This window comes from Streptomyces sp. NPDC005551 (assembly GCF_042871785.1).
In the GTDB taxonomy this organism is placed as follows: Bacteria; Actinomycetota; Actinomycetes; order Streptomycetales; family Streptomycetaceae; genus Streptomyces.
Genome location: NZ_JBIAJE010000006.1, coordinates 275,081 through 295,146 on the forward strand (window position 1 = coordinate 275,081; position 20,066 = coordinate 295,146).

Genomic DNA, 20,066 nt, shown 5'->3' on the forward strand with positions numbered 1-20,066 from the left:
GGATTGGCCTTCGGCCTCGTCCTCAAGCGCCGGACGGGCTGGATTGGTCTGCGGCCTCGTCCTCAAGCGCCGGACGGGCTGGGTTGGCCTCGTCCTCGGGTGCCGGTTGGGGCGGGCTCGGGCGTCCAGTCGGGCGAAACCAGAAGTGATTTGCATGCGTGCACACGGTTGACGTAGTGTTCATTTCACCGACGCGGGGTGGAGCAGCTCGGTAGCTCGCTGGGCTCATAACCCAGAGGTCGCAGGTTCAAATCCTGTCCCCGCTACTGAAGGCCGAAGGCCCGGAACCAATGGTTCCGGGCCTTCGGTGTATGTGTTCGTATGCGAAAGCCCAGACGTTCGTATGCGAAAGCCCCGGCGCCCATGGGTGCCGGGGCTTTCGTGTGAGCGGTGGGTCAGGCTGCCGCGCAGTTCGGGCAGACGCCGCGGTACGTCACCTCGACGTCCGAGACCGTGAAGCCGAAGCGCTCGGAGTCGGGGAGGTCGGCGAGCGGGTTGCCGCCCGGGTGGACGTCCTTGATCGCGCCGCACTTCGCGCACACCAGGTGGTGGTGGGGCCGGTGGGCGTTCGGGTCGTAGCGCTTGGCGCGCTTGTCCGTGGCCACTTCCAGCACCTCGCCGAGCGAGACCAGCTCACCCAGCGTGTTGTACACGGTGGCCCGGGAGATCTCGGGCAGCTTCGCGACGGCCCGCGCATGCACCTCGTCGGCCGTCAGGTGAACGTGATCGCCGTCGAGGACCTCGGCGACGACACGGCGCTGCGCGGTCATGCGCCAGCCGCGTCCACGCAATCGTTCCAACAGGTCACTCATGCGCACCAGCCTAACAGCAGGGGGACCAGATCCCGAACAGGTGTGACTTTGGAAGGTCCCTTGACTTAGACATTGTCTATTGTAGGATCGAGTTCGGCATTGGCCAAGGGACAGGAACGGACAGGTATGACGCAGGAGGCGCACGTGACGCAGGGACCGCTCACGACGGAGGCCGGCGCGCCGGTCGCCGACAATCAGAACAGCGAGACCGCGGGCGTGGGCGGGCCCGTCCTCGTGCAGGACCAGCTGCTCCTCGAGAAGCTCGCCCACTTCAACCGTGAGCGCATCCCGGAGCGCGTCGTGCACGCCCGTGGTGCCGGGGCGTACGGCACCTTCACGCTCACCCGTGACGTCTCGCAGTGGACGCGTGCCGCGTTCCTCTCCGAGGTCGGCAAGCAGACCGAGACCTTCCTGCGCTTCTCCACCGTGGCCGGCAACCTCGGCTCCGCGGACGCGGTGCGCGACCCCCGCGGCTGGGCCCTGAAGTTCTACACCGAGGAGGGCAACTACGACCTCGTCGGCAACAACACCCCGGTGTTCTTCATCAAGGACGCCATCAAGTTCCCCGACTTCATCCACACCCAGAAGCGCGACCCGTACACGGGCTCGCAGGAGGCGGACAACGTCTGGGACTTCTGGGGCCTCAGCCCGGAGAGCACCCACCAGGTGACCTGGCTCTTCGGTGACCGCGGCATCCCGGCCTCGTACCGCCACATGGACGGCTTCGGCTCGCACACCTACCAGTGGAACAACGAGGCGGGCGAGGCCTTCTGGGTCAAGTACCACTTCAAGACCGACCAGGGCATCAAGAACCTGACGACCGAGGAGGCCGTGCGGCTCTCCGGGGTCGACCCGGACTCGCACCAGCGGGACCTGCGTGAGGCGATCGAACGCGGCGACTTCCCCACGTGGACCGTGGGCGTGCAGATCATGCCGGCGGCCGAGGCGGCGCACTACCGCTTCAACCCGTTCGACCTCACCAAGGTCTGGCCGCACGCCGACTACCCGGTCGTCGAGTTCGGCAAGCTGGAGCTCAACCGCAACCCGGAGAACGTCTTCGCCGAGGTCGAGCAGTCGATCTTCAGTCCGGCCCACTTCGTGCCCGGCATCGGCCCGTCCCCGGACAAGATGCTCCAGGGCCGTCTGTTCGCGTACGGCGACGCCCACCGCTACCGCGTCGGCATCAACGCCGACCACCTGCCGGTGAACCGCCCGCACGCCACCGAGGCGCGCACCCACTCCCGTGACGGCTTCCTGTACGACGGCCGTCACAAGGGCGCGAAGAACTACGAGCCGAACAGCTTCGGCGGCCCGTTCCAGTCGGAGCGTCCGCTGTGGCAGCCGGTCCCGGTCACCGGGGTCACGGGCAACAGCGAGGCGCCCGTCCACGCCGAGGACAACGACTTCGTGCAGGCGGGCAACCTCTACCGTCTGATGTCCGAGGACGAGAAGGGCCGTCTGGTCGACAACCTGGCGGGCTTCATCGCCAAGGTCTCGCGCGACGACATCGCCGAGCGCGCGATCAGCAACTTCCGTCAGGCCGACGGGGACTTCGGCAAGCGGCTGGAGGCCGCGGTCCAGGCCCTGCGCGGCTGAGTACAGCACTGGATCGCTTGTCGTGGGCAGCGGGCCGGATCCCCGGGAGGGGGTCCGGCCCGCTCGTGCGCCGGGGGCGGGTCAGGCCGGGGCGTGCTGCCCGGCCGGAGCCCAGCAGCGGATGATGTCGCGGACCGACACGATGCCGGCCGGGCCGGTGGCGTCGAGCACGATGAGGTGGCGGAAGCCGCCGTGCGACATGGCCGTGGCCGCCTCCTCCAGGGTCCAGGCGGGGGTGGCGAAGACGACGTTGTTCGTGGTGTGGGTGCCTGCGGTCTCGGTGTCCGGGTCCTGGCCGAGGGCCACCGAGTTGAGGATGTCGCGCTCGGTCAGGATTCCGAGACCATCGGCTTCCTCGTCGAGGACGACGGCCGCGCCGACGCGGCGGGCCGACATCAGCCGGGCCGCCTGGCGGAGAGTGTGTGCCGGGCCGATGGTGAGGACCACCGTGCTCATGGCGTCGCGGACGAGCATGGGATGGAGCCACCTCCTTCGTGAAACGCCCACGAGAAGCGATTCACAAGTTCACAAGTGGGGGCTCTCAGGGTGGCAGCGAAAGAGAGGGTCAACAAGAGGGCGCGGGAGGCGAGTTCAGGGGCGCCCACGGGTCACGCGGGCGCTCAGGGTTCGCAGTGGAGCGCCCGGATCACTCCCGTGACGCGGGTGCGGGCGTCCGTCAGTAGCGCTGGTTGAGGTAGCCGAGCAGTTCGTCGTGCAGGATGCCGTTCGACGCGGCGGCGTTGCCGCTGTGCGGGCCGGGGCGGCCGTCGAGGCCGGTGAAGGAACCGCCCGCCTCGGTGACCACGATGGCGTTGGCCGCCATGTCCCAGAGCGACAGCTCGGGTTCGGCGCAGATGTCGACCGAGCCCTCGGCGACCATCATGTACGGCCAGAAGTCGCCGTATCCGCGGGTGCGCCAGACCGCTTTGGTCAGGTCCAGGAAACCGCCGAGCCGGCCCTGGTCCTCCCAGCCGGTCAGCGACGAGTACGCGAACGAGGCGTCGGCCATGCGGGAGACGCCGGAGACGTGCAGCCGGGACGCGGTGGACAGGCTGCGGCCCGTGAACGCGCCGTGGCCCTTCGCGGCCCACCAGCGGCGGCCGAGCGCCGGTGCGGAGACCACGCCCACGACGGGCTGGTAGCCGCCCTCGCCCGCCTCCATCAGGGAGATCAGCGTGGCCCAGACGGGCACGCCGCGTACGTAGTTCTTGGTGCCGTCGATCGGGTCGACCACCCAGCGGCGGGGGCCGGTGCCCTCGACGCCGTACTCCTCACCGATGATCGCGTCGCGCGGGCGGGCCCGCTGGAGCTGGCCGCGGATCAGCTCCTCAGCGGCCTTGTCGGCCTCGCTCACCGGCGTCATGTCCGGCTTGGTCTCCACCTTGAGGTCGAGTGCCTTGAACCGGCCCATGGTCGCCGCGTCGGCGGCGTCCGCCAGGACGTGGGCGAGGCGCAGGTCATCGCGATAGTCGGGCATGGCAGAACCGTATCCGGCCGCGCCGCCCCGGGGCCACGCGGGCCCGGGTCGCTCCGGCACGAACGCACCAGCGCACCAAGTGCACGAACGCACCAGCGCACCAGCGCACCAGCGGAGCGTGGGCTCCCCGGCCGCCCGCACGGCCCCGCGGCCGTGGTGTGCGCCGTCCGCGGCACGCCCCACACACGCACGGCGGCCCCCGCAGACGTGGCGCGCGGCCCGGTCGGCGCGCGCCCCCTCGGTGCTGCCGCGAACCCTTGACAGTGCTTCGGGGCGCGTCAAATGTGGGCTGCAGAGCCGGTCGCCCCTGGGAGGCGCAGATGCCTGCAGCGCGGGAATCCCTGCTGAACGCCGCCTACACGGCGCTCGCCCGCCGTCCGTGGTCCACGGTGCGGATGGTGGACGTGGCCGCCGTGGCCGGTGTGTCCCGTCAGACGCTCTACAACGAGTTCGGCACCAAGGAGGGGCTCGCGCGGGCCCTCGTGCGGCGGGAGGCCGACGGTTATCTCGCGGGCTTCGAGCGCGCCCTGGCCGCGCATCCCGATCCACGTGACCGTCTCGTGGCGGCCGCCGAGTGGACCGCCTCGACGGCCCGCGACAACGCGCTGGTGCGGGCGATGCTCACCGGTTGCTGGAGCGAGCGGCTGCCGTCGCCGACGCTCGCCGCGGTGCCGTCGTCGTCCGCGGTGCCGGCCCAGCGCCGGGCGGACGGGCCACTGCCCTCGCCGGCCGACCTCGTGGGCCTGGTGCGCGACCGCGCCGTCACCGCGCTCTGCGGACCCGGCGCCACCAGGTCGGACGCCGCCGAGCTGGCCCGCTCCTGCGAACTCGTCGTACGCCTCTCGCTGTCCTGCGTGGTGGCGCCGCCGAGCGCCGGGGGCGTCTCGGGCCTGGTGAAGTCCGCGCTCGCCCCGCCGCAGCGCGCCTTGGGAAACTGAGGGCGGCGCGCGTGCCGCGTCCGGTTGACCGCCGGGTCAGTGCGTGGAACCCGACAGCTGGAGCCCGATGACGCCGATGATCACGAAGCTGATGGAGACGATCTTCAACGTGGAGACCAGGTCGTCGAGGAAGATCATCCCGTAGATCGCGGTGCCGGCGGCGCCGATGCCGGTCCACACCGCGTACGCCGGGCCGACGTCGAGCTTCTTCAGAGAGAGCGTCAGCAGCCCGAAACTGCCGAGCGCGAAGACGCAGAACGCGACGGTCGGCCAGAGTCTGGTGAAGCCGTGCGAGAGTTTCAGGCAGACGGCGAAGCCGGTCTCGAGAAGGCCCGCCACAACGACCAGCAGCCACGCCATGTCCTGTCCTCCCGCGTACCACGTCGACTGCTTCGCCTGGCTCGGATCGGGCTCGGTGCGATTATGCCCTTACCGACGTGCCGGGGACGCAAACAACGCGGAGGTCAGCGGTCTTCGCGGGCGTCCGCGCCAAAGGCCGCCCGCGGGCCCCTCCCGTGCGGACGGCTCAGTCGTCCTCGTGCCGCTCCCGCGTCGCCAGCAGCCGGCGCAGCGAATAGAGGCGGGCCGGGTCGGCGTGACCGTCGGCCACCCACTGGTCCAGCGCGCAGTCCGGCTCGTCGTGACTGCACGCACGCGGACAGCCCTCGGTGCCGGGCTCCAGATCGGGGAAGGCCTTGATCACCCGGGACGGGTCCACGTGGTGCAGCCCGAAGGAGCGCACGCCGGGGGTGTCGACGACCCAGCCGGCCGTGCCGGGCAGCGGGATCGCGCGCGCCGACGTGGTGGTGTGCCGGCCGCGGCCGGTGACGGCGTTGACGATGCCGGTGCTGCGCCGCCGGTCCAGCGACACCAGGGCGTTGACCAGGGTCGTCTTGCCGACGCCCGAGTGCCCGACGAACGCCGTGATCTTGCCGTCGAGTTGTTTGCGCACCCGTTCCACCGCCTCGCCGCTCTCCAGTTCCGTGCGGCTGGTCACGACGTACGGGACGCCCAACGACCCGTACAGCTCCAGGAGTTCGTCCGGCGGGGCGAGGTCCGACTTGGTCAGGACCAGCAGGGGTTCCAGGCCGCCGTCGTACGCCGCCACCAGACAGCGGTCGATCAGGCGCGGGCGGGGCTCGGGGTCGGCCAGGGCCGTGACGATGGCGAGCTGGTCGGCGTTGGCGACGACCACGCGCTCGTAGGGGTCGTCGTCGTCGGCGGTGCGGCGCAGGACGGAGCTGCGCGGCGCGATGCGGACGATGCGGGCGAGGGTGTCCTTCTCGCCGGTGAGGTCCCCGACGATCGCGACCCGGTCGCCCACGACGGCGGCCTTCCGGCCCAGTTCACGGGCTTTCATCGCGGTGACGAGGCGGTCCTCGACGAGACAGGTGAGGCGGCCCCGGTCGACGGTGACGACCATGCCCTCGACCGCTTCCTCGTGCTTGGGCCGGATGTTCGTACGCGGACGGTTGCCCTTGCGGTTGGGGCGGCTGGGGATGTCGTCCTCGTCGGTGTGCTTGCCGTATCGGCGCATGATCCTGATCCGCCCGTCAGTTCCCGAGCATTCCGGTCCACAGGTCGGGGAAGTCCGGGAGGGTCTTCGCGGTCGTCGCCACGTTCTCGATCCGGACCCCCTCCACGGCGAGGCCGATGACCGCGCCGGCGGTGGCCATGCGGTGGTCGTCGTACGTGTGGAAGACGCCGCCGTGCAGCGGTCGCGGACGGATGTGCAGGCCGTCGGCGGTCTCCGTGACGTCACCGCCGAGTTCGTTGATCTCCTTGGTGAGCGCGGCCAGCCGGTCCGTCTCGTGGAGGCGCAGGTGGGCCACCCCGCGCAGGGTGGAGGGCGAGTCGGCGAGGGCGGCGACCGCCGCGATGCCGGGGGTCAGCTCGCCCACCTCGCCCAGGTCCACGTCGATACCGTGGATCGAACCCGATCCGGTGAATTCCAGACCTCGGTCCGTCAGTTCGCAGGAACCACCCATCTCGGTGAAGATCTCCCGCAGCCGGTCCCCGGGCTGGGTGGTGTGCTCGGGCCAGTCGGGGATGAGGACCTTGCCGCCGGTCACCAGGGCCGCGGCCAGGAACGGCTGGGCGTTGGAGAGGTCGGGCTCGACGGTCAGGTCGCGGCCGAGCAGGGCGCCCGGCGTGACCCGCCAGACGTCGGGTTCGCCGCCCGACTCGGGGGTGTCCACCTGGGCGCCCACCGTGCGCAGCATGTCGACGGTCATCCGGATGTGCGGCATCGAGGGCAGCCGTGAGCCGGTGTGGCGGACCTCGACGCCCTGGTTGAAGCGGGGGCCCGACAGCAGCAGGGCGGAGACGAACTGCGACGAGGACGAGGCGTCGATCTCCACCGGCCCGCCGTCCAGGGCGCCGCCGCCGTGCACGGTCAGCGGCAGCGCGCCGCGGCCGTCGTCGTCGATCCGGGCGCCGAGGGCACGCAGCGCGTCGATCACCCCGTGCAGCGGGCGCTCGTAGGACCGCGGGTCGCCGTCGAAGCGGACGGGGCCGTCGGCCAGCGCGGCGACCGGCGGCAGGAAGCGCATCACCGTGCCCGCGTTGCCGACGTCGACGGTGGCCGGGCCGTGCAGGCCGGAGGGGATGATCCGCCAGGCCTCGCCCGTGCCGTCGGAGCCCACCGCGACGGTGGAGCTGGAGGAGACCGTTTCCTCGATGCCGACGCCCATCGCGCGCAGCGCCCCGGCCATCAGCAGCGTGTCCCGCGAGCGCAGCGGGCGGCGCAGCCAGCCGGGCTCGGAGGCGAGGGCGGCGAGGACGAGAGCCCGGTTGGTGACCGACTTCGACCCGGGCACGTGGACCGTCGCGTCGACGGCTCCGCTTGCGTGCGGGGCGGGCCAGAGGGCGGTGTGCGCGGGGTTAACGGTCATGCCCCCACTTTAGTGGCTGCCGATGGGCGGAGATCTTGATCAGAAGCGGCGAAATCCGAGCGAAACAGAGCGGTGGTAAGAACCGTCGGCCCGCCCGCGCGCGCCGACGGGCCGGGAACCCGCCGACCGCCCCGCCCGCGCACGCAGCCGGGCGGGGCGGGCCGGGAACCCGCCGACCGCCCCGCCCGCGCGCGCCGCCGGGCGGGGAACCCGCCGACCACCCCGGCTCACACCCCCAGGAGCCAGCGGCCCCCGCCGAGCAGGGAGCACAGGGACACCGCGTGGAAGAGGAACAGCCACATCCCGGCCGGCACGTGCGTGAGCCGGGACAGCTGGTCGGCGTCGGAGTCGCCCGCGTTGCCGTGCCTGCGCTTGGCCTGGAGCTCGAAGGCCGGCCGGACCCCGCCGAACAGCAGGAACCACACCACCGCGTACGCGAACGCCGCCTGCACCTGCGGTCCGGCGAGCCAGGACACCACCAGGAACGTGCCGCCGGTGAGCAGCACCGTGAGGGCGCCGTACGCGTTGCGGATCATCACGAGCATGACCAGCAGCAGGAGGGTGGCCAGCCACAGGAGCGCGGTGATGTGGCCGGCGCCCAGCAGCGCGGCACCGCCGAGCCCGAGCAGCGGCGGCGCGGTGTAGCCGGCGGCCGCGGTCAGGATCATGCCGAGGCCGGTCGGCTTGCCGCGGCTGACGGTGAGGCCGCTGGTGTCGGAGTGCAGGCGTATCCCGCTGAGACTGCGGCCGGTGAGCAGCGCCACCAGGCCGTGCCCGCCCTCGTGGGCGATGGTGATCGCGTTGCGCGAGAGCCGCCACAGGACGTGCGGGACGACCACCGCCACCGCGGCGGCCATCGTGGCGATCACCACCCAGGTGTCCGGGTCCGGCTGGCTGCCGAAGACCTGGTCCCAGAGCCCGGCCAGGGAGGTGAATGCGGTGCTGTCCATGGTCGGCGAAGGCTCCCTCTGGTGTCGCGGAATCTGGCAGTCTGGCACGTATGTGCGGACGGTATGCAGCGAGTCGTGGGCCCGAGGATCTCGCAGAAATCTTTGAGATCGAGATGGGGGTCCCCCCGGGGCGAGCGGAGTCGAGAGCTCGGGGGAGGGACGCCGAAGAGGCCCTCGCCCCCGACTTCAACGTGGCCCCGACCAAGGAGGTGTACGCGGTCCTCGACCGTCCCGTGAAGGACGCCGGGGCCGCACCCGCCAGTTCCGTGTCCGGCGGGCCGGTCCGCCAGCTGCGCAGGCTCAAGTGGGGCCTGGTCCCGTCCTGGGCCAGGACGCCCGAGGGCGGCGCCCGGATGATCAACGCGCGCGCGGAGACCGTGCACGAGAAGCCCTCCTACCGCCGGGCCTTCGCCGCCCGCCGCTGCATCATCCCCGCGGACGGCTATTACGAGTGGGTGACCGGGTCCGCGGAGCGGGAGCTGGAGGTCGAGGGCAGGAAGAAGCGGCCGCGCAAGCAGCCGTACTTCGTGACGCCCGCGGACGGCTCCGTCTTCGCCATGGCCGGTCTGTACGAGTTCTGGCGGGACAGGACGCTTCCCGACGACCACCCGAGCGCCTGGTGGGTGACGTGCTGCGTCATCACCACGGAGGCCGAGACCTCGCCGCTCGCCGTGGCCCCCGCCGAGGGCCCGCACGCCCTGGCCGACATCCACCCGCGGATGCCCCTGATGCTCACCCCGGACCGCTGGGACGCCTGGCTCGACCCGGCGCGCACCGACACCGACGACGTACGGGAGCTGCTCGCGCCGCCGCCCCCCGGACTGATGCGCGCCTACCCCGTCTCCACGGCCGTCAGCAACGTGCGCAACAACGGCGCGGAGCTGCTGAAGGAACTGGACGGACCCGAAGAAGGCACACTCTTCTGATGTGACAGACGCGACACACACGACACAGACGGTCGAGACCGGCACCGGCACGGCCCGGGTGAGCTGGCACCACGCACCCGGGGCGCGGCTCGTCCTCGCCGTCAGCCACGGCGCGGGCGGCGGGATCGAGGCCCGGGACCTGCGGGCGCTGGCGCGCGTGCTGCCCGCGCACGGGGTGAGCGTCGCCCTCGTCGAGCAGCCCTGGCGGGTGGCCGGGAAGAAGCTGGCGCCCGCGCCCAGGACGCTGGACACGGGATGGCGGGGACTGTGGCCGGCGCTGGCCGAGCCGGGACTGCCGGTGGTCGCGGGCGGCCGCAGCGCCGGGGCGCGGGTCGCCTGCCGCACGGCGCGCGAGCTGGGCGCCCACGCCGTCCTCGCGCTCAGCTTCCCGCTGCACCCGCCGGGCAGGCCCGAGAAGTCCCGCGCCGGTGAACTTCTCGGCGCCGGCGTGCCCACCCTCGTCGTGCAGGGCGGCAACGACCCCTTCGGCAGGCCCGCCGAGTTCCCGAAGGGCACGTACGACCTCGTCGAAGTGCCGTACGGCGACCACGGCTTCGCCGTGCCGAAGCGCGCGCCGCTCGGCCAGGACGAGGCACTGACGGTGATCACCGAGGGGACGGCGAAGTGGCTCTCGTCACTCTCGTGAACCCGCGCTTGGGCCCCGCACGGCCGCGGGAATGCCGGCCGTCGGCCCACTGTTGTGCGGATCAGACAGCGCACAGCAGTGCCGACCGTTCACGAGAGGATGTCCGCCGCATGGGTTCGACCATCTGCCCGAGCCGTCGCAGCGCCGCTGACCTGGAGTGGTCGGTGCTGCACGCGGCGAAGACCGCCCCTATTCGGGCGGCGGGCGGACCGGATCGTCGTCTATCCTCCGATTCGAGTGGGACCGGTTTCGGTTCCGCCACGTCGCTGGAGGAGGTGGGTCCGGTCACTGGGACCGACGCAGGGACCGAACACGGCCAGGCGGAGCAGCCCGAGGGCCGGGGCACGAGCGAAGCGTCGGCGGAAACGTCCGCCGAGCGCACCGCGCGCTTCGAGCGGGACGCGCTCGAATTCCTCGACCAGATGTACTCGGCGGCGCTGCGCATGACACGCAACCCGGCCGACGCTGAGGACCTGGTGCAGGAGACCTACGCGAAGGCGTACGCGTCCTTCCACCAGTTCCGTGAGGGCACCAACCTCAAGGCGTGGCTGTACCGCATCCTGACCAACACCTTCATCAACTCGTACCGCAAGAAGCAGCGCGAACCCCAGCGCAGCGCGGCCGAGGAGATCGAGGACTGGCAGCTGGCGCGCGCCGAGTCGCACATGTCGACCGGACTGCGCTCCGCCGAGTCGCAGGCGCTCGACCACCTGCCCGACTCGGACGTCAAGGCAGCGCTGCAGGCGATTCCCGAGGAGTTCCGCATCGCCGTGTACCTGGCGGATGTAGAGGGCTTTGCGTACAAGGAGATCGCGGACATCATGGGGACACCCATCGGAACGGTGATGTCCCGGCTGCACCGGGGCCGTCGCCAACTGCGCGGCATGCTCGAGGACTACGCGCGTGACCGCGGACTGGTCCCGGCCGGCGCCGGAGAGTCGAACGAAGCGAAAGGCTCGGGCTCATGAGCTGCGGAGAGCCGCACGAGACGGATTGCAGTGAGGTCCTCGACCATCTCTACGAGTTCCTCGACCACGAGATGCCCGACGCGGACTGCACCAAGTTCGAGGTGCACTTCGAGGAGTGCTCCCCGTGCCTCGAGAAGTACGGCCTCGAGAAGGCCGTGAAGAAGCTGGTCAAGCGGTGCTGCGGGCAGGACGACGTGCCGACCGACCTGCGGGCCAAGGTCATGGGCCGCATCGACCTGATCCGCTCCGGACAGACGGTGCCCGAACACGACGTGACCGCGACAGCCCAGGAGTCCTGACCCCGCTCGCGCGAAGTCCCCGCCGGGACGCGCCAGTCGGCCGGTTCATCACCCGAACGTGCTAATCCGCGGGTCCTCGACCCGCGGATTCGGCCATTGGTGCCCCCGTGCCGAACCCTCCGCTCTAGGCTCCGGAAGCCTGAACAGGGGAGGGGGCGTGAGGATGGGTTCGGTTCCGGCGCGGGCCCGGGTCTACGTGTCCTCCGTCGTCGTCGGCGCCCTGCTCTGCCTGGCTCCGCTGCCCGGCCCGCACACCCCCTGGTGGGCGGTCGCCCTGCTCGCCGCGCTGTACGCCGGATGCGAGCAGCTCACCCGCTGCCGCCTCGTCGGTCACCGTGCCCCACGCGGCATGGGCACCTTCTTCCCGGTCCTGCTGGCCGGGGCCTTCCTGCTGCCGCCCCCGGCAGCCGCGCTCGTCGCGCTCCCGGGCGTGCTGCTCTCCCGAGTCGACCAGCGCCCGCGCGGGCTGCGCCGGATCTGGCGGGCGGCCGAGCTCGTCATCGGGATCTGGGCGGCGGCCGGGGTGCACCGGACACTCGGCGGACGGGACGCGGTCGTCACGTCCGACTTCCCGTACGCGCTCGTGCCCGCCGGGGCCGCGGTGCTCACGTTCTGCCTGGTCCTGGCCGTCCTGGACGGCGGGATCCTGGCCAGCGCCGAGCGGATGCCGGCGCGCACCGCGTGGCGCGGCCTGTTCCTGCGCTCCCTCGCGCCGGTCGGTGTGCACGGACTGGCCGGACTGATGATGGCGGTGCTCTGGCGCAGCCCCTACGGTCCGCTCGCCGCGCTGCTCGTCCTGCTGCCCATGTACATCTCCTGCTGGGTGTTCGCCCAGTACCACCGCGAACAGGCCGCCCACCAGGCCACCATCCGGGCACTCGTGCAGGCCGTCGACATCAAGGACGGCTACACGCGCGGGCACAGCGAGCGGGTCGGACAGGCGTCCATGATGATCGCCCGGGAACTGGGCATGGACGACGAACGCGTCGAGGGCCTGCGGTTCGCGGGGATCCTGCACGACGTCGGCAAGCTCGGCGTGCCCACCCGGCTGCTGCGCAAGGACGGGCCGCTGACCCCCCAGGAGCGGCGGATCATCGAGCTGCACCCCGAGTACGGGCACGAGATGGTGCGCGGGATCGGCTTCCTCGACGAGGCACGGTCGGCCATCCTGCACCACCACGAGCGGCTGGACGGGAGCGGATACCCGTACGGGCTGGCGGGCCGGCAGATCCCGGAGTTCGCGCGGGTGGTGGCCGTGGCCGACGCCTTCGACGCGATGACGTCGACCCGGTCCTACCGGCGGGCCAGGCCGGTGCCGGCCGCGCTGGAGGAGCTGGAGAACTGCGCCGGGGCGCAGTTCGACCCGCGGATGGTGACCGCGCTGGTGCGGGCGCTGCGCCGGCACGGCTGGCACCCGGTGGTGACGGCGGACGCCCCGGCCGCGGACGTGCCGCCGCCCCGCGGCGGGCCCCGCCCGGCGGCGGCCGTGCCCACCGAGCCGGAGGGACGCCGGGACACGGCCGGCGGGAGGACCTCGTGAACGCCGCGGGGCACACCTCCCCGCGGGCCCTGCGGACCCCGCTCACCCTCGCGTTCGTGCACGCCTGTGCCGCGCTCCTCGCCGTCGTCTGTCTCGGCGCGGCCCTCTGGCAGGGCCTCGAGGAGCGCGGGGCCGCGCTGGCCTTCGGACTGCTCGTCGCCGTCGGCGAGCTGGCCCGGTGGAGCGGCGCGGAGGAACGGGAGTCCGCACCCCTGGGAGCCGCCGGAGCCCTCGCCTACGCCCTGCTGGGCGAGAACGGGGCAGGCCCCACCCATCACGGCCCCGCGCAGATCGTCGCCGTGGTGGTGGCGGCCGCCCTCGTCGGCTGCGTACCGCACGTCGCGCGCGGCCGGGGCCCGACGCTCGACCACCTCACCCGGCGCGTACTGACCGTGGGGTTCGCCGCCGTCTGCTTCCGGCCCCTCTACGACGAGGGCAGGCTCGGGGAGTGGGACGGCCCCGCGTACGCCCTGCTGCTGGTCGCGCTGCTGGTGCTCACCGCCCTGTGCGACGCCGTACTGGCGGCGGCCATGGCGCACGCGCGCACCCGCTGGCCCTTCGGGCCCCTGCTGCGCGACGAGCTGCGGGCCATGCCCGGCATCGGGTCGGCCGTCTGCGCCACCGGAGCCGTGATGTCCCTCGCCGTCGCGGTCGCCGGGCTGTGGGCGCTGCCGGTCCTCTCGCTGCCGCTGCTGCTCACCCAGCTGTCCTTCCGCCGGTACGCGGCGGTGCGGACCACCTACCGGCAGACCATCGCCTCCCTCGCGCGTGCCACCGAGATCGCCGGGTACACGCCCGCCGGGCACGCGCACCGCGTGGCCGCGCTCAGCCGCGCCGTGGGCCGGGAGCTGGGCCTTTCGGAGCCGGACCTGACCGTGCTGGAGTACGCCGCGCTGATGCACGACATCGGACAGCTCAGCCTCGTCGACCCGGTGCCCGCCGGCGCGACGGCCGTGCTCCCCCGCGAGGAGCAGCGGCGGATCGCCCTCCTCGGCGGCGCCGTCGTCCGCCAGACCGGGGTGGACGCCGAGGTCGCGGTGGTCGTGGAACGGCAGGCCGACCCCTACCGGGAGCAGCCGGTCACCGCGCGGATCGTCCGGACCGTGAACGCGTACGAGGAGATGGCGCGGGAGGCGGGGCCGGGCGGCCCCCTCTCCGCGCTGGAGAAGCTGCGTCTGGGCACCGCCCGGGACTATCAGCCGAAGGTCGTGGAGTCACTGGCCCGGGTACTGTCACGGCCCGGTCTGACCTTGCCCCCGGCTGGGTAACCCATGGGTAATGAGCGGCCGTCGGACGGTACGTGGTTGGATGCGAGGAAGAGGGTGTTCGGGGGCACCGGCCCGCCTGTGGCCGCACTGTCCCCGGGGGACTCTTCAAGGGACCGGCGGGCGGGAAACGCAAGGAACTGGCAGGCGGGAATCGTGAGGATCTTCGGCAAGGGACGACACCGGCCCTCCGCCTCATGGCGGCAGGCCACCGACCGCGCGTTCACGCTGATCGGCGACGGCCGGTACGAGGACGCGGGAGCGCTGCTGACGCGCGCCGCGGACCTGGAGCCCTGGCTGTCGGAGTCCTGGTTCAACCTGGCGCTGCTGCACAAGTTCCGCCACGACTGGGAGCAGGCGCGGGCGGCCGGACTGCGGGCCGTCGCGCTGCTCGACCGCGAGGCGGGCGCCCCGGACTGGTGGAACGTGGGCATCGCGGCGACCGCGCTGCAGGACTGGCCGCTGGCCCGGCGCGCCTGGCAGGCCTACGGACTGCGGGTGCCCGGCGGTGCGGCCGTCGCCGGTGAACCCGTCGGCATGGACCTGGGCAGTGCCGCCGTGCGGCTGTCGCCCGAGGGTGAGGCCGAGGTGGTGTGGGGGCGCAGGCTGGACCCCGCGCGGATCGAGGTGCTGTCCATCCCGCTGCCGTCCTCCGGGCGGCGCTGGGGCGAGGTCGTGCTGCACGACGGGGTGCCCCACGGCGAGCGGACGACCGCCGCCGGGCACTCCTACCCCGTGTTCGACGAGATCGAGCTGTGGGCACCGTCGCCCGTGCCGACGTGGGTGGTCCTGCTGGAGGCCGCCACCGAGGACGACCGGGACGCGCTGGAGCGGCTCGCCGCCGACGCCGGCTTCGCGGCCGAGGACTGGTCGTCGTCCGTGCGGCTGCTGTGCCGGATGTGCTCCGAGTCGCGGATGCCCTCCGACGAGGGCGACGGGGAGCACCTGGACCCGCACGACCACAGCGAGCCGGGGCACCCGGGCCCGCTGGGGCACCGGACCGACGGACAGCTGTGGGTTCCCGAACGGGAGTGCGGGCTCGCGGCGCCCGCCTCCCTGGTCCGGGGGCTGCTGGACGGCTGGGTCGCGGACAGCCCGGACTCCCGGGACTGGCGGGACCTCGAAGAAGTCTGTTAGCGCGGAGGTCTGCGACGCGCCCCTTTAGGCTGTACCTCGCAGAATTTCTCTCCGGTTGCAGGAAAGGCATACGTCGGTCATGGCGCAGCAGGACACCGATCAGCAGCACACGGGCGTGCTCCCCGTGGACGACGAGGGCTTCGTCATCGACACCGAGGACTGTGAGGAGCGCGAGGCGGCGTACCGCGAGCGTGGCACCTCGCGGCCGATCACGGTCGTCGGCAACCCGGTGCTGCACAAGGAGTGCAAGGACGTCACCGCGTTCGGCGACGAGCTGGACCGGCTGGTCGCCGACATGTTCGCGAGCCAGCGGACCGCCGAGGGCGTGGGTCTCGCCGCCAACCAGATCGGCGTGGACCTGAAGGTCTTCGTCTACGACTGCATGGACGACGAGGGCCGGCGGCACGTGGGAGTGGTCTGCAACCCCGTGCTCGTGGAGCTGCCCGCCGAGCTGCGCCGGCTGGACGACAGCAACGAGGGCTGCCTCTCGGTGCCCACCGCGTACGCGCCGCTGGCCCGGCCCGACTACGCCGAGGTGACCGGGCAGGACGAGAAGGGGAACCCGGTCCGGGTGCGCGGAACGGGCTATTTCGCCCGCTGCCTCCAGCACGAGACGGACCACCTCTACGGCTACCTGTACATCGACCGGCTGTCCAAGCGCGAGCGCAAGGACGCGCTGCGGCAGATGGCCGAGAACGAGCCCCGCTATCCCGTCGTCGCGAACGACTGAGACACCCCCCTGGTGGTCAGGCCTCGCGGCCGGTGGCCGGGACGCCCCGGTGAACGACTGGGGGCTGAAGATGACGGACGGAGCTCACGGCTTCTCGTGAGCTCCGCCGGACGGCGTCTGGCCGGGTACCCCACCCGACCAGGCGCCGTTCATGTGTCCGTCGCACGTCCGATCCCTTGTATCCGCCACCGATCCGAAACCAGTCACACAAGAGGAGATTCTCGGCACCTCGGGGTAGTGAGTGGGGCAAATCCGTTCCCAGAACGGTCAGTTGTGGTGCTGAATGGGAAGTGCGGGGATACGCAACGGCGCACGCCCGGCACAACGGGAGTGGTGGAGCGCCGACAGGCGGCTGAGAGGGGTTTGTTCGTGCATGCTTTCTCACACGGCACTTCATCGACACCGACAGCGGTCGCGGTTCCACCGGCGCTCTCTCTTCCGGTGATCGAGACCGCGTTTTCCCGTCAACTGCACCCGTATTGGCCTCGGTTGCAGGAGCGGACACGGGTCTGGCTCCTCGAAAAACGCCTCATGCCGGCGGACAAGGTCGCGGAATATGCCGACGGCCTGTGCTACACGGACCTCATGGCGGGGTTCTACATGGGAGCCTCCGACGAGGTGCTCCAGGCGATAGCGGACTACAGCGCGTGGTTCTTCGTCTGGGACGACCGTCACGACCGCGACATCGTCCACGGCCGCCCGGCCGCCTGGCGCGCGCTGCGGTTCCAGCTGCACGCGGCGCTCGACTCCCCGAGGGACCACCTGCACCACCAGGACCCCCTGGTAGCAGCGTTCGCGGACAGCGTGGTCCGGCTGTACTCGTTCCTGGGCGGTGGGTGGAACGCCCGGTTCGCCGGACACTTCCACGCGGTGATCGAGGCGTACGACCAGGAATTCCACAACCGTACGTCGGGCACGGTGCCGACCGTCGCGGAGTATCTCGAACTCCGGCGGCTCACCTTCGCCCACTGGATCTGGACGGATCTGCTGGAACCGAGCGCGGGACGCGAATTACCCGACGCCGTACGGGAACACCCGGCATATCGGCGGGCGGCACTGCTCACTCAAGAATTCGCGGCCTGGTACAACGACCTCTGTTCGCTTCCGAAAGAGATAGCGGGCGATGAGGTCCACAATCTCGGAATCAGCCTCATACAGCACGAGGGGCTGTCCCTCGAAGACGCTGTCGCAGAAGTACGCCGAAGGGTCGAGGAATGCATCTCCGGTTTCCTCGCCGTCGAAAAGGATGTGGAGCGGCTCGCCGACTCCCTCGCGGACGGGACCGTACAGGGAAAGGAACTGAGCGTCGCCGTGAAGACCTGTCTCGCCAATATGCGGAACTGGTTCAGTTCCGTGTACTGGTTCCACCACGAGTCGGGCCGGTACATGGTCGACAGCTGGGACGACCGCGCCACGCCCCCGTACGTCAACAACGAAGCGGCAGGTGAGAAATGACCGTCGAGTCCGTACCGCCCGCGGCAGCCCCGGCGCCGGAGCTGTCCACCCCGCCGTCGGCCGGAGGTGGCGTTCCGGGTCTCGGCCACGGCTGGAAACTCGTCCGCGACCCACTCGGCTTCCTGGCCCAGCTGCGCGACCACGGCGACGTCGTCCGGCTAAGGCTGGGCCCCAAGACGGTGTACGCGGTCACCACGCCCGCCCTCACCGGGGCGCTGGCGCTGAGCCCCGACTACGAGATCGGCGGCCCGCTCTGGGAGTCCCTGGAAGGACTGCTCGGCAAGAACGGCGTCGCGACCGCCAACGGCCCGCTGCACCGGCGCCAGCGCCGGACGATCCAGCCCGCGTTCCGGGCCGACATCATCCACGAGTACGCGTCCGTGATGGAGGAGGAGGCGCGCGCGTTCGCGGACCGCTTCGCTTCCGGCGGGCCGGTCGACTGCACCTCGGAGTCGTTCCGGGTGGCCGTGCGCATGGCCGCCCGCTGTCTGCTGCGCGGCCGGTTCATGGACGAGCGCGCCGAGCGGCTGAGCATCGCGCTCACCACCGTGTTCCGCGGTATGTACCAACGCATGGTCATCCCGGCGGGACCGCTCTATCGGCTACCTCTTCCGGCCAATCGAAAATTCGACCGAGCGTTGGCCGATTTGCACCTTCTCGTCGACGAGATCATCGACGAGCGCCGCACATCTGGTCAAAAGCCGGACGATTTGCTGACGGCATTGCTGGAGGCGAAGGACGACAACGGGGATCCCATCAGCGAGCAGGAGGTCCACGACCAAGTCGTCGCGATACTCACCCCCGGAAGTGAAACCATCGCGTCCACGATCATGTGGCTGCTTCAAGTACTCGCGGCACACCCGGAACAGGCGGCCAAAGTGAGTGAAGAGGTCGAATCCGTCGTCGGGGACCGGCCCGTCGGATTCGGTGACGTCCGAAAGCTGACGCACACCAACAATGTCGTCGTCGAGACGATGCGACTGCACCCCGCCGTATGGATATTGACGCGGCGCGCCGTGACCGAAACCGAGCTCGGCGGCTACCGCATTCCGGCCGGTGCCGACATCGTGTACAGCCCGTACGCGATCCAGCGCGACCCGCGCTCGTACGCGCACCACCTGGATTTCGACCCCGGCCGCTGGCTCCCGGAACGCTCCAGGGACCTGCCCAAGTACGCCATGCGCCCGTTCAGCGTGGGCAACCGGAAGTGCCCGAGCGACCACTTCTCGATGGCGCAGCTCACGCTCATCACGGCGACCGTGGCGTCCCGGTGGCGCTTCTGCCAGGACGCCGAGTCCAAGGACGCGACCCGGGTCGGCATCACGCTGCGCCCGCACGGCCTGGTGCTGAGGGCCGAGCCGCGCTGAGCCGAGGCTTCGGGTGCGCCCTCGGGGGAGGGCGCACCCCTCGTGCTCAGGCGGCCCGCGGTCCCCGGAACGCACGGCGGTAGGCGCCGGGTGTCGTGCCGAGGCTCCGCATGAACTGGTGGCGCAGCGCGGCCGCGTTGCCGAAGCCGGTCCGGCCGGCGATCGCGTCCATCGTCTCGTCGGTGACCTCGAGCAACTCCTGTGCCAGCAGAACGCGTTGGCGCAGCATCCAGCGGTACGGCGTGGTGCCGGTCTCCTGCTGGAAGCGGCGCGCGAAGGTGCGCGGGGACATGTGGGCGCGGGCCGCGAGCTGTTCCACCGTCACCTCCTGGTCGAGGTGGCGCTCCATCCACACGAGCACCTCGCCGACGGTGTCGCACTGCGAGCGGGGCAGCGGCCGCTCGATGTACTGGGCCTGCCCGCCGTCCCGGTGCGGGGGTACGACCATGCGGCGGGCGACGGCGTTGGCGACCTCGGGGCCGTGCTCCTGGCGCACCAGGTGCAGGCAGGCGTCGATGCCGGCGGCGGTGCCCGCCGAGGTGATCACCGCCCCCTCGTCGACGTACAGCACGTCGGGCTCCACGATCGCCCGCGGATACTGGCGGGCGAGAGCGTCCGCGTGGTGCCAGTGCACGGCACAGCGCCGGCCGTCCAGCAGTCCGGCCGCGCCGAGCACGAAGACACCGGAGCACACGCTGAGCACCCGGGCGCCCCGGGCGACGGCCCGGCGCAGCGCGTCGAGCAGTTCCTCGGGATACCCGCGGTCGGCATACGAGTCGCCGGCCGGCACCACGACGAGATCCGCCGCCTCCAGCCGCTCCAGGCCGTGTTCGGTCCGCAGGGAGAACCCGGCGTGCGTGCCCAGTGTGGACCCCTCCGCCGAGGCGACCGCGAAGTCGTACACCGGCAGCCCGTCGTCGCTGCGGTCGAGTCCGAACACCTCGCAGACCACGCCGAGTTCGAAGGGATGCACACCGTCCAGCAGGACCACCGCCACGTTTTTCAGCATGCCGCCCAGTGTGCACCCGATGTGGCAGGAATTCGAGGTTCCACGGCAGTCCTGCCA

The 20,066-nt window shown here is 71.4% G+C and carries 20 protein-coding genes and 1 tRNA gene; 13 read left to right on the top strand and 8 right to left on the bottom strand.

Annotation, left to right across the window (positions count from 1 at the left end; all coding sequences use genetic code 11):
* Positions 1–192: 192 nt before the first annotated feature.
* Positions 193–266 (top strand) — tRNA-Met (locus ACFYP4_RS19275).
* A 129-nt stretch (positions 267–395) separates the two neighbouring features.
* Here the strand turns inward: ACFYP4_RS19275 and ACFYP4_RS19280 are convergent.
* Entirely contained in the window at positions 396–812 is a 417-nt protein-coding gene (locus ACFYP4_RS19280; RefSeq protein ID WP_388786454.1) for a Fur family transcriptional regulator, read from the bottom strand.
* A gap of 144 nt (positions 813–956) precedes the next feature.
* Between ACFYP4_RS19280 and ACFYP4_RS19285 the strand changes: the two genes are divergently transcribed.
* Positions 957–2,408, top strand: coding sequence for a catalase (locus ACFYP4_RS19285; RefSeq protein WP_388786456.1), 1,452 nt, complete (start codon positions 957–959; stop codon positions 2,406–2,408).
* 81 nt (positions 2,409–2,489) lie between these two features.
* Here the strand turns inward: ACFYP4_RS19285 and ACFYP4_RS19290 are convergent, their stop codons facing one another.
* Together ACFYP4_RS19290 and hisN are read right to left on the bottom strand one after the other, a co-directional pair.
* A complete protein-coding gene (locus tag ACFYP4_RS19290) occupies positions 2,490–2,882 on the bottom strand; it encodes a CBS domain-containing protein (protein WP_358850150.1) in 393 nt (130 codons plus the stop codon).
* A 202-nt stretch (positions 2,883–3,084) separates the two neighbouring features.
* Positions 3,085–3,885 carry a histidinol-phosphatase gene (hisN, locus tag ACFYP4_RS19295; RefSeq protein ID WP_358850149.1) on the bottom strand — a complete coding sequence of 267 codons (801 nt, stop codon included), beginning with the start codon at positions 3,883–3,885 and terminating at the stop codon, positions 3,085–3,087.
* A 320-nt stretch (positions 3,886–4,205) separates the two neighbouring features.
* Between hisN and ACFYP4_RS19300 the strand changes: the two genes are divergently transcribed.
* The gene (locus ACFYP4_RS19300; RefSeq protein ID WP_358850148.1) at positions 4,206–4,823 is read left to right on the top strand and encodes a TetR/AcrR family transcriptional regulator; all 618 of its coding nucleotides are present in this window, start codon (positions 4,206–4,208) and stop codon (positions 4,821–4,823) included.
* Positions 4,824–4,859: 36 nt separating this feature from the next.
* On the opposite strand, the gene ACFYP4_RS19305 is transcribed toward ACFYP4_RS19300, so the two are convergent.
* The 4 genes from ACFYP4_RS19305 to ACFYP4_RS19320 form a co-directional block, all read right to left on the bottom strand.
* On the bottom strand, positions 4,860–5,183 hold the full coding sequence (locus ACFYP4_RS19305; RefSeq protein ID WP_358850147.1) for a multidrug efflux SMR transporter: 324 nt from the start codon (positions 5,181–5,183) through the stop codon (positions 4,860–4,862).
* A 166-nt stretch (positions 5,184–5,349) separates the two neighbouring features.
* Positions 5,350–6,360 carry a ribosome small subunit-dependent GTPase A gene (rsgA, locus tag ACFYP4_RS19310; RefSeq protein WP_358850146.1) on the bottom strand — a complete coding sequence of 337 codons (1,011 nt, stop codon included), beginning with the start codon at positions 6,358–6,360 and terminating at the stop codon, positions 5,350–5,352.
* 16 nt (positions 6,361–6,376) lie between these two features.
* Entirely contained in the window at positions 6,377–7,717 is a 1,341-nt protein-coding gene (gene aroA / locus ACFYP4_RS19315) for a 3-phosphoshikimate 1-carboxyvinyltransferase (protein WP_358850145.1), read from the bottom strand.
* A gap of 227 nt (positions 7,718–7,944) precedes the next feature.
* Positions 7,945–8,667 carry a M50 family metallopeptidase gene (locus tag ACFYP4_RS19320; protein WP_358850144.1) on the bottom strand — a complete coding sequence of 241 codons (723 nt, stop codon included), beginning with the start codon at positions 8,665–8,667 and terminating at the stop codon, positions 7,945–7,947.
* A gap of 50 nt (positions 8,668–8,717) precedes the next feature.
* On the opposite strand from ACFYP4_RS19320, the gene ACFYP4_RS19325 reads away from it, so the two are divergent.
* From ACFYP4_RS19325 to ACFYP4_RS19370, 10 genes are all read left to right on the top strand, one after another.
* Positions 8,718–9,593 carry an SOS response-associated peptidase gene (locus ACFYP4_RS19325; protein WP_358850143.1) on the top strand — a complete coding sequence of 292 codons (876 nt, stop codon included), beginning with the start codon at positions 8,718–8,720 and terminating at the stop codon, positions 9,591–9,593.
* A 1-nt stretch (position 9,594) separates the two neighbouring features.
* Positions 9,595–10,239, top strand: coding sequence for an alpha/beta family hydrolase (locus ACFYP4_RS19330; protein ID WP_388786463.1), 645 nt, complete (start codon positions 9,595–9,597; stop codon positions 10,237–10,239).
* Between the two features lie 275 nt (positions 10,240–10,514).
* Complete coding sequence (gene sigR / locus ACFYP4_RS19335) at positions 10,515–11,207, top strand: RNA polymerase sigma factor SigR (RefSeq protein WP_358850141.1); 693 nt, start codon at positions 10,515–10,517, stop codon at positions 11,205–11,207.
* A complete protein-coding gene (gene rsrA, locus ACFYP4_RS19340) occupies positions 11,204–11,506 on the top strand; it encodes a mycothiol system anti-sigma-R factor (RefSeq protein ID WP_358850140.1) in 303 nt (100 codons plus the stop codon). Before sigR ends, rsrA begins: the two co-directional genes overlap by 4 nt.
* Positions 11,507–11,669: 163 nt before the next feature.
* Positions 11,670–13,046 carry an HD-GYP domain-containing protein gene (locus ACFYP4_RS19345; RefSeq protein WP_388786468.1) on the top strand — a complete coding sequence of 459 codons (1,377 nt, stop codon included), beginning with the start codon at positions 11,670–11,672 and terminating at the stop codon, positions 13,044–13,046.
* On the top strand, positions 13,043–14,314 hold the full coding sequence (locus ACFYP4_RS19350; RefSeq protein WP_388786471.1) for an HD-GYP domain-containing protein: 1,272 nt from the start codon (positions 13,043–13,045) through the stop codon (positions 14,312–14,314). The genes ACFYP4_RS19345 and ACFYP4_RS19350 overlap by 4 nt, the downstream gene beginning before the upstream one ends.
* 153 nt (positions 14,315–14,467) lie before the next feature.
* Positions 14,468–15,448 carry a hypothetical protein gene (locus tag ACFYP4_RS19355; protein ID WP_358850137.1) on the top strand — a complete coding sequence of 327 codons (981 nt, stop codon included), beginning with the start codon at positions 14,468–14,470 and terminating at the stop codon, positions 15,446–15,448.
* 79 nt (positions 15,449–15,527) lie between these two features.
* Positions 15,528–16,178, top strand: coding sequence for a peptide deformylase (gene def / locus ACFYP4_RS19360; protein ID WP_388786474.1), 651 nt, complete (start codon positions 15,528–15,530; stop codon positions 16,176–16,178).
* A 369-nt stretch (positions 16,179–16,547) separates the two neighbouring features.
* Entirely contained in the window at positions 16,548–17,633 is a 1,086-nt protein-coding gene (gene cyc1, locus ACFYP4_RS19365; RefSeq protein ID WP_388786889.1) for an epi-isozizaene synthase, read from the top strand.
* Positions 17,630–19,000 carry a cytochrome P450 gene (locus tag ACFYP4_RS19370; protein ID WP_388786477.1) on the top strand — a complete coding sequence of 457 codons (1,371 nt, stop codon included), beginning with the start codon at positions 17,630–17,632 and terminating at the stop codon, positions 18,998–19,000. The genes cyc1 and ACFYP4_RS19370 overlap by 4 nt, the downstream gene beginning before the upstream one ends.
* Positions 19,001–19,046: 46 nt before the next feature.
* Here the strand turns inward: ACFYP4_RS19370 and ACFYP4_RS19375 are convergent, their stop codons facing one another.
* Positions 19,047–20,009 carry a helix-turn-helix domain-containing protein gene (locus ACFYP4_RS19375; protein ID WP_358850134.1) on the bottom strand — a complete coding sequence of 321 codons (963 nt, stop codon included), beginning with the start codon at positions 20,007–20,009 and terminating at the stop codon, positions 19,047–19,049.
* Positions 20,010–20,066: the final 57 nt, after the last annotated feature.